The organism is Streptomyces sp. NPDC057428, assembly GCF_042803195.1.
Taxonomy (GTDB): Bacteria; Actinomycetota; Actinomycetes; order Streptomycetales; family Streptomycetaceae; genus Streptomyces.
In genome coordinates, this window is record NZ_JBHVCT010000025.1 from 70,869 (window position 1) to 79,180 (window position 8,312).

The following is an 8,312-nucleotide window of genomic DNA, read 5'->3' on the forward strand; positions in this document are numbered from 1 at the left end:
GCTCCCGGGAGCGCGGCCGTACTCAATTCCCGTCCGAGTACCGGGTGTCAGGCGGCGACGGTCCCGACGACGGTGGCTCCCGGAGCGGGCGACAGAGCCACCCTCGCACTGCGGCACGTGCCAGACGCCAGCAGTGCGTCGGCCACCTTGTGCGCCGACTCCTCGTCCGCGACGAGGAAGGCCGTGGTCGGGCCGGACCCGGAGACCAGGGCGGCCAGGGCGCCGGCCGCGGTGCCCGCGGCCAGTGTGCCGGCCAGCGAGGGACGCAGGGACAGCGCCGCGGCCTGGAGGTCGTTGCCGAGGGCGTCAGCCAGCGCGGTGGCATCGCCCTCGCGCAGGGCTTCCAGCAGGGCGGGCGACGCGGCCGGCTCGGGCACGTCGGTGCCCGCGGTGAGGCGGTCGAACTCGCCGTACACGGCCGGGGTGGAGAGCCCGCCGTCGGCGACGGCGAAGACCCAGTGGAAGGTACCGCCGACCTCGACGGCGGTCAGCCGCTCGCCCCGGCCGGTCCCGAGTGCCGCCCCGCCGATCAGGCTGAACGGCACGTCGCTGCCGAGTTCGGCGCAGATCTCCAGGAGCTCCTCCCGGGACGCGCCCGTGGACCACAGGGCGTCGCAGGCCAGCAACGCGGCGGCGCCGTCGGCGCTGCCGCCCGCCATGCCGCCCGCGACGGGGATGTCCTTGGCGATGTGGATGTGCACGTCGGGGGCGATGCCGTGGCGGGCCGCCAGGGCGATCGCGGCGCGCGCGGCGAGGTTCGTGGCGTCGAGCGGGACCTGCCCCGCGTCCGGCCCGGCACACGTCACGCGCAGGGTTTCGGCCGGGGTGACGGTGACCTCGTCGTACAGGCCGACGGCGAGGAAGACGTTGGCCAGGTCGTGGAAGCCGTCGGGCCTCGGAGCGCCGACGGCGAGCTGGGCGTTGACCTTGGCGGCCACGCGGACGGTGACGCTCACTCGCCGCTCCCGGGCGTTCCGTGCGCCGACGGCTTGTTCTCGGCGATGGCCGCGAACTCCTCGACGGTGAGCGACTCGCCCCGGGCCTGCGGCGAGATGCCCGCCGCGACCAGGGCCTCCTCGGCTGCGGGCGCGGAGCCCGCCCAGCCGGCGAGGGCCGCGCGCAGTGTCTTGCGGCGCTGGGCGAAGGCCGCGTCCACGACGGCGAACACCTCGGCCCTGCTCGCGGTGGTCCGGACGGGCTCGGCGCGGCGCACCAGGGACACCAGCCCGGAGTCGACGTTCGGCGCGGGCCAGAACACCGTGCGGCCGATCGACCCGGCACGCTTGACGTCGGCGTACCAGTTGGCCTTCACCGACGGCACACCGTAGACCTTGTTGCCCGGCCGGGCGGCCAGCCGGTCCGCGACCTCGGCCTGCACCATCACAAGCGTCCGCTCGATGGACGGGAAGCGCTCCAGCATCGTGAGCAGCACCGGCACGGCGACGTTGTAGGGCAGGTTCGCGACGAGTGCGGTAGGCGCGGGGCCGGGCAGTTCCGTCACGAGCATCGCGTCCGAGTGGACCAGGTCGAACCGGCCCGCCCGCTCCGGCAGGCGTGCGGCGACGGTGGCCGGCAGGGCTGCCGCGAGCACGTCGTCGATCTCGACGGCGACGACCCGGTCGGCCGCCTCCAGGAGGGCCAGGGTCAGCGAGCCCAGACCGGGCCCGACCTCGACCACCACGTCGTCCGGCCGCACCTCGGCGGTCCGTACGATCCTGCGGACCGTGTTGGCGTCGATGACGAAGTTCTGGCCGCGCTGCTTCGTGGGGCGTACGCCCAGCGCTGCGGCCAGCTCGCGGATGTCTGCGGGGCCCAGGAGGGCGTCGGGCTCTGTGGTGCTCACCCGTTAAGCCTACGGCCGCCGTGGGGCCCGGAGACCGCCGCCCGCCCGGCCCCGCGCGCCTCCCGCCGGACGACGACCTCGTCACCGTCGTCAAGGCCGGTGCCCGGTGCGGGGGCGACGACGTCCCGTGTGCCGACGACGACGCCCTCGGAGTCGAGGAGTTCCCCGACGTCGTCGGCGAAGGTGTGCAGGGTGCGCGACGTCCCGTCGACGCTGACCCGGACGGCCTTGTCCTGGGCGAGGAACGTGGCGGTGCCGCCCGCCAGTACCGCGACGACGAGGGCTCGCGGGACGATCCGCCGCAGGCTCTCCGGGGCGCCGCGCCGGGCGGCCCGGTGCCCACCGCCCCTGCGTGCGGGGGGCTCTTCCCTCGCGGCCGCCGGGCGGACCACCAGCGGCGTGTCCAGCATCGTCGGGTCGTGCACGGGCTGGCGTGCCCGCCACAGCGCGGCGACGACGGTCCGCTCCTCGTGGAGGGAGCGCGGTGGCGCGGGGGCGGGCACCCGTGGCGGGGCCTGGACCGTACGCCGACTGCCGCGCGGTGCGCGGTGACTGCCCTGCGAATGGCCCACGACGCTCCCCAAGCTCCGGCCTGCCGACCCCGTTGCGCGGGCACGATAACCGAGGAGGGATCACCCTCCAAAGTCGTACGATTACCCAACGTGTCGACGTTCGGAGATCGGGTGCCGCCCGGTGTGCCCGGGACCGCGCGCAGTGGGCGGCCCGTCCGCGGTCAGAAGTCGAACGCCCGCGCGGTGTTGTCGTAGACGGCCGCGGCCAGCGTGTCCTCGTCGGTGCCCCTCACCTCGGCCATCGCACGGAGCGTGACCGGAATGAGGTACGGCGCGTTGGGCCGGCCGCGGTACGGAGCCGGGGTGAGGAACGGCGCGTCGGTCTCGACGAGTACCAGCTCCGCCGGAGCGACGACCAGCGCGTCCCGCAGCGGCTGCGCGTTCTTGAAGGTCACGTTGCCGGCGAACGACATGAAGTAGCCGGCCGCCGCGCAGATCCGGGCCATCTCGGCGTCCCCGGAGTAGCAGTGGAAGACGGTCCGCTCCGGCGCCCCCGCGTCGGCGAGGATGCGCAGCACGTCCGCGTGGGCCTCCCGGTCGTGGATGACCAGCGCCTTTCCGTGCCGCTTGGCGATCTCGATGTGCGCCCGGAAGGACTCCTCCTGGGCGGCCACGCCCTCGGGGCCCGTACGGAAGTAGTCCAGGCCGGTCTCTCCGACGGCGCGGACGTGTCCGAGTGCGGCCAGCGCGTCGATCTCGGCGAGCGCCTCGTCCAGTGCGGCCTTCCCGCCGGGCTCCCGGGCGCCCTGGCGGGACGCCCCCTCGGGGTCTCCGTGCACGATGCGGGGCGCCTCGTTGGGGTGCAGGGCGACCGAGGCGTGGACGGACGGGTGGACGGCGGCGGTCTCGGCGGCCCACCGCGAGCCCTTCACGTCGCAGCCCACCTGGACGACCGCGGTGACGTTGACCGCCGCGGCGCGGGCCAGGCCCTCCTCGACGGTTCCGTCCTGCATGTCCAGATGGGTGTGCGAATCGGCGACCGGAACCCTGAGGGGTTCGGGGAGCGGCGGGGCTTCGGTACGGCTCATGCCCCCGACTCTACGAGGGCGCGGGCCCTGCCTCTCACCGGCGGTGGAAGGGGCGCAGCAGGTCGGACAGGTGCCAGTGGTGCACACCGGGCCCGGGGGCCCGCACGGCCGCGACGGCCATCTCCTCGTCGGCCTCCGCGCCACCGGTCTTCCGCGGGCGCGGCGCCTGCGGGGCCAGGAGCAGCTGCTGGACCGAGGAGACCCGGCCGGCGCGCATGATCCGGACCACGTGGCCGCCGCAGTTGGCGCAGGCGGGAGTGGACAGCGGCGAGGGCACGCGCTCCCCGTCCGCCTTGTAGACCACGAAGGCGTTGCCCGAGCCGTCGACGTGGTGCTCTATCTCGTAGGCCTGTTCCCAGCCGTGCCCACACCTCATGCAGGCGAACGCGTACGCCTCGTGCACGGTGGTTCCTGCGATCTCACTCATGCCTGCTCCCTTGTCAGCGGAGAAGCACTCCGGACAAGCACTCCGGACGGTGCGTTCCACCCTCAAGTGGACGCCTCCACCGGCGGCAGCGCACCAGGCCTGCCGAGTGTTGGAACGGTTTTGGCCGATCCATGGACAAAGGGCCAGGAACGCGGCTCGGGCTTTACACTTCAGGCTAGTCCCTTGCCCTCCGCCTGGCCGGTCCGAGCCGCGTTCTTTGCCGCGACCACCGCATCGAACACCTCGCGCTTGGGTAGCCCTGCCTCGGCGGCGACCGCCGCGATGGCCTCCTTGCGCCGCTCCCCCGCCTCCTCGCGCACCTGCACCCTGCGCACCAGCTCGGCGGCGTCCAGTCCCTCGTTCCCCGAGTCCGTCGCGCCCTCGACCACGACGGTGATCTCGCCGCGCACCCCCTCGGCCGCCCAGAGCGCCAGGTCACCCAGCGTCCCGCGCTTCACTTCCTCGTACGTCTTGGTCAGCTCGCGGCACACGGCCGCCCTGCGCTCCGCGCCGAACACCTCGGCCATCGCGGCCAGGGTGTCGTCCAGCCGGTGCGGCGCCTCGAAGAAGACCATCGTGCGGCGTTCGTCCGCGACCTCGCGCAGCTTCCCGAGCCGCTCCCCCGCCTTGCGCGGCAGGAAGCCCTCGAAGCAGAAGCGGTCCACGGGCAGGGCCGACAGCGCGAGCGCGGTCAACACCGCCGACGGGCCCGGTACCGCGGTGACCTTGATGTCCCGTTCCACGGCGGCGGCCACGAGCCGGTAGCCGGGGTCGGAGACGGACGGCATGCCCGCGTCGGTGACCAGCAGCACGCGCGCGCCCCCGGCCAGCGCCTCGACGAGTTCCGGCGTGCGCGCCGACTCGTTGCCCTCGAAGTAGGAGACGACACGCCCCGTCGTGTGGATGCCCAGCGCCTGGGTGAGCCGGCGCAGCCGCCGGGTGTCCTCGGCGGCCACGACGTCGGCCGTCTCCAGCTCGGCGGCGAGCCGTGGCGGGGCGTCCGCCACGTCACCGATGGGGGTCCCTGCGAGTACGAGCGTTCCAGTCGATCCAGTCACATCGGCCATCCTCCCAGCACGGGCGGCACCACTCGCACAGAAGCGTTCCCTACGATGGCGCGGTGACGAGTACTGCGCCCGAAGCCCAGCAGGGCAACAACGCCGGGAATCACACCGGCGACCAGCCGCCTTCCTGGCAGCAGCGGCTGCGCCGCTTCGGCCATTCCCCACGCCCGGAGACGGGGCTGCGCGAGCGCCTGGTCCCGCCGTACACCCGCCCGGGCGGCCAGTTCTGGAGCGTCCTCGCGGTACCCCCGGCCCTCGCCGGGCGCCTTGTGCGCTGGTCCGCCTGGGGCGGTCCGCTGCTGGTGGCGCTGGTGGCCGGTGTGCTGCGGTTCTGGAACCTGGGCAGCCCCAAGGCGGTGATATTCGACGAGACGTACTACGCCAAGGACGCCTGGGCGCTCATCAACCAGGGATACGAGGGCGCCTGGCCCAAGGACATCGACAAGAAGATCCTCGCGGACCCGTCCTCGGTCGGCGTCCCGGTGGACCCGGGCTACGTCGTCCATCCCCCGGTCGGCAAGTGGATCATCGGGATCGGCGAGCAGATCTTCGGGTTCACCCCGTTCGGCTGGCGCTTCATGGTGGCGCTGCTCGGCACCCTCTCGGTCCTGATGCTGTGCCGCATCGGCCGCCGCCTGTTCCGCTCGACGTTCCTCGGCTGTCTCGCGGGCACGCTGCTGGCCGTGGACGGGCTGCACTTCGTGATGAGCCGCACCGCGCTGCTCGACCTGGTGCTGATGTTCTTCGTGCTGGCCGCCTTCGGCTGCCTCCTCGTCGACCGGGACCGGTCCCGCAGCAGGCTGGCCGCCGCGCTCCCGGTGGACGAGGACGGAGTCCTGCGGCCGGACGCGCACACCGCCGAAACGCTCCGCCTCGGCTGGCGGCCGTGGCGGCTCACGGCCGGGCTGATGCTCGGCCTGGCCTCCGCCACGAAGTGGAACGGGCTCTACATCCTTGCGGCGTTCGCCGTGATGGCGGTGCTCTGGGACGTCGGCGCCCGGCGCACGGCGGGCGCCGTGCGGCCGTACCGGGCCGTGATCTTCAGGGACCTGCTCCCGGCATTCGTCTCCACGGTGCCGGTCGCGATCGGCACGTACGTCCTGTCGTGGACGGGCTGGATCGTCACGGACAAGGGGTACTACCGCAACTGGGCGGCCACCGCGGGCAAGGGCGGCAGCTGGACCTGGCTGCCCGACTGGCTGCGCAGCCTGTGGCACTACGAGTACCAGGTGTACGAATTCCACATCGGCCTGACATCGGGGCACACATACCAGTCCAACCCGTGGAGCTGGATCGTGCTGGGCCGTCCCGTGTCGTACTTCTACGAGGAGCAGACGGGCTGCACCGCCTCCGCGACCGGCAAGTGCGCCCGCGAGGTACTGGCACTGGGCACCCCGCTCCTGTGGTGGACGGCGTGCGTGGCACTGCTGTACGTCCTGTGGCGCTGGTTCTTCCGCCGCGACTGGCGGGCGGGCGCGATCGCGTGCGCGGTGGCGGCGGGCTGGGTGCCCTGGTTCCACTACCAGGAGCGGACGATCTTCCTCTTCTACGCGGTCGTGTTCGTCCCGTTCCTGTGCCTGGCGGTCACGATGCTGATCGGCGCCCTCCTGGGCCCGGCGGCCGGCACGAGCACCAGGCACCGCATGGGCCTCACCAAGGCTGACCCCACGGGCGAACGCAGACGCACGCTGGGCGCGATCGCGGCGGGCGTACTGGTGCTGCTGATCATCTGGAACTTCGTCTACTTCTGGCCGATCTACACGGGCACGTCGATCCCGGAGGACGCGTGGCGCGACCGGATGTGGCTGGACACCTGGGTTTAGCCCGGCGAACGGGGCGGAAGGGCCCGGCGATCTGCCGGGCTCTCCCGGTCGTTGCTGGTCGTTGCCGGTCGGCGCTGGTCACCCTTCGACGGCCCACAGACGGCCCGGCGGCCCGGCGGCCCGAGGACACGGGACGGGCGCTGACCAGCGTGACGAGGCCCGTCACGCCCAGCGTCACGCCCCGTTGAGCGAGACGTCTCACAGCCAGCCGACATTCCTGATCACATCGGCGGCGACCTCGTCAACCGAGCGGGTGGTGGCGTCAACGCTGAAGTCATCGACTGCTGCCTGGTCGAGGATCCCTGCCAGTTCGCCAGCCCTGGCCAGGTGCCATCGCAACGCTTCGGGCTCGTTCTCGTGGCGCCGCATGAGCCGCTGGTGGTTGACAGGCAAATCGACCTGGAGCCGACACACCGAAAGCTCAGTACCGACCGCATCGCCGCACAGCTTTCGCTCATCCAAGTCCTCGATCACACCGGCGAGGACCAGCCGAGCAGCCCCAGCAGCGAGGTAGTTGCCGGCCATGCTGCGCAGGTTCCGCAACATCATGGTGAAGTTGAAGCGGTCTCCCGAAGGTGCTGGCCAAGACTGGCGCAGCCAGTCGAGGTCGATGACGGCATTGGGTATTCCAGCATCAGCGAGAAGGCAGCCCACGCTCTCAGCCACCGACGTCTTGCCGACGCCGACAGTGCCATTGATCAGGAGAGCACGGGGTTCCAGAGGACGATCTGCTTGCATGCCCCGAGACCCTACGACCCGGTGCGGTGACAAGCCCCGTCGGCCTCCCAGGTCGCTGACAAGCGGTCCCGAACTCACCCTCCATCCGGTGGCTACGCCTCAGATCACCAGCGGGTTCGCTGATCGAGCCACCTTCAGATCCCGCGAACCCGCTGGTTTCCATCTACCGGTGGCGTCTGGCCCCGGACGGATACGCCACCCGCCGTCAGCTCCGGGCCCTCGGGCTACGGCCCGGTGGCCAGGACGTGGCCGCGCAACTCGAACGGCCCCGCCACCGGCGCGGGCCGCCGGTCGCCTGCCGCTACCGGATCGAGCTGGCCAAGCCGGTCCGGCCGATGACCCCGGGCCGTGCCGCGGCGCTCGCCAAAGCGATGCCGGCCCACCGGACGTGCCCGCAGTGCCGCGCGGATGCCGGGTACTGCATCCCGACGTCGCTCGGCACATGCCTCGCCTGCGCCTGCATCGAGGAACAGGGTGCCCCCTGAACCGGCTCCTGCTGGTTCACGCCCAGTCCCACACTCCCCAGTGATGCAGAACGCGCGCAAGCAGTGCCATGCCCAAAAGGATCTGTAGGACCGTTTTCGCCAGATGCGACCACGAGCAGAAAAGCCGCGGGAAGCGGCGTCTGCTTCGCGTAATCGGCTCATCGCATCTGAGACATATGCGGTCTTTAGCCTTCGCAGCGTCCACCGCTGTCAACTCCCCACCCATAGACCGACCTTACGACCTCGGGGGAAATTGAGATGCGGGCGTGCTGGCCTGGCGGTTCGGCTGGTGGGTGATCAGCAGGCGGTGTCGCGGACGAGGACGAGCTCGG

9 protein-coding genes are annotated in these 8,312 nt (G+C 72.0%); 2 read left to right on the forward strand and 7 right to left on the reverse strand.

The window, feature by feature from the left end; all coding sequences use genetic code 11:
* Window positions 1-47 precede the first annotated feature (47 nt).
* The 6 genes from ACFU5K_RS13070 to rsmI all read right to left on the reverse strand — a co-directional run bounded on the left by ACFU5K_RS13070 (window position 48) and on the right by rsmI (window position 4,937).
* Entirely contained in the window at window positions 48-956 is a 909-nt protein-coding gene (locus ACFU5K_RS13070; protein ID WP_384060005.1) for a 4-(cytidine 5'-diphospho)-2-C-methyl-D-erythritol kinase, read from the reverse strand.
* The gene (gene rsmA, locus ACFU5K_RS13075) at window positions 953-1,843 is read right to left on the reverse strand and encodes a 16S rRNA (adenine(1518)-N(6)/adenine(1519)-N(6))-dimethyltransferase RsmA (protein ID WP_384060008.1); all 891 of its coding nucleotides are present in this window, start codon (window positions 1,841-1,843) and stop codon (window positions 953-955) included. The genes ACFU5K_RS13070 and rsmA overlap by 4 nt, the downstream gene beginning before the upstream one ends.
* Window positions 1,840-2,415, reverse strand: coding sequence for a ubiquitin-like domain-containing protein (locus tag ACFU5K_RS13080; protein WP_384060011.1), 576 nt, complete (start codon window positions 2,413-2,415; stop codon window positions 1,840-1,842). Before ACFU5K_RS13080 ends, rsmA begins: the two co-directional genes overlap by 4 nt.
* A 161-nt stretch (window positions 2,416-2,576) precedes the next feature.
* A complete protein-coding gene (locus ACFU5K_RS13085) occupies window positions 2,577-3,443 on the reverse strand; it encodes a TatD family hydrolase (protein ID WP_384060014.1) in 867 nt (288 codons plus the stop codon).
* Between the two features lie 34 nt (window positions 3,444-3,477).
* Window positions 3,478-3,870, reverse strand: a complete 393-nt coding sequence (locus tag ACFU5K_RS13090) for a hypothetical protein (RefSeq protein WP_384060017.1) — start codon at window positions 3,868-3,870, stop codon at window positions 3,478-3,480.
* A gap of 170 nt (window positions 3,871-4,040) precedes the next feature.
* Window positions 4,041-4,937, reverse strand: a complete 897-nt coding sequence (rsmI, locus tag ACFU5K_RS13095; protein WP_384060019.1) for a 16S rRNA (cytidine(1402)-2'-O)-methyltransferase — start codon at window positions 4,935-4,937, stop codon at window positions 4,041-4,043.
* A gap of 53 nt (window positions 4,938-4,990) precedes the next feature.
* On the opposite strand from rsmI, the gene ACFU5K_RS13100 reads away from it, so the two are divergent.
* Window positions 4,991-6,757, forward strand: a complete 1,767-nt coding sequence (locus ACFU5K_RS13100; RefSeq protein ID WP_384060021.1) for a dolichyl-phosphate-mannose--protein mannosyltransferase — start codon at window positions 4,991-4,993, stop codon at window positions 6,755-6,757.
* A 198-nt stretch (window positions 6,758-6,955) separates the two neighbouring features.
* Here the strand turns inward: ACFU5K_RS13100 and ACFU5K_RS13105 are convergent, their stop codons facing one another.
* Window positions 6,956-7,495 (reverse strand): hypothetical protein, encoded by a 540-nt coding sequence (locus ACFU5K_RS13105; protein WP_384060023.1) that lies wholly within the window; start codon window positions 7,493-7,495, stop codon window positions 6,956-6,958.
* A gap of 122 nt (window positions 7,496-7,617) precedes the next feature.
* On the opposite strand from ACFU5K_RS13105, the gene ACFU5K_RS13110 reads away from it, so the two are divergent.
* Complete coding sequence (locus tag ACFU5K_RS13110) at window positions 7,618-7,980, forward strand: RRQRL motif-containing zinc-binding protein (protein ID WP_384060037.1); 363 nt, start codon at window positions 7,618-7,620, stop codon at window positions 7,978-7,980.
* Window positions 7,981-8,312 lie beyond the last annotated feature (332 nt).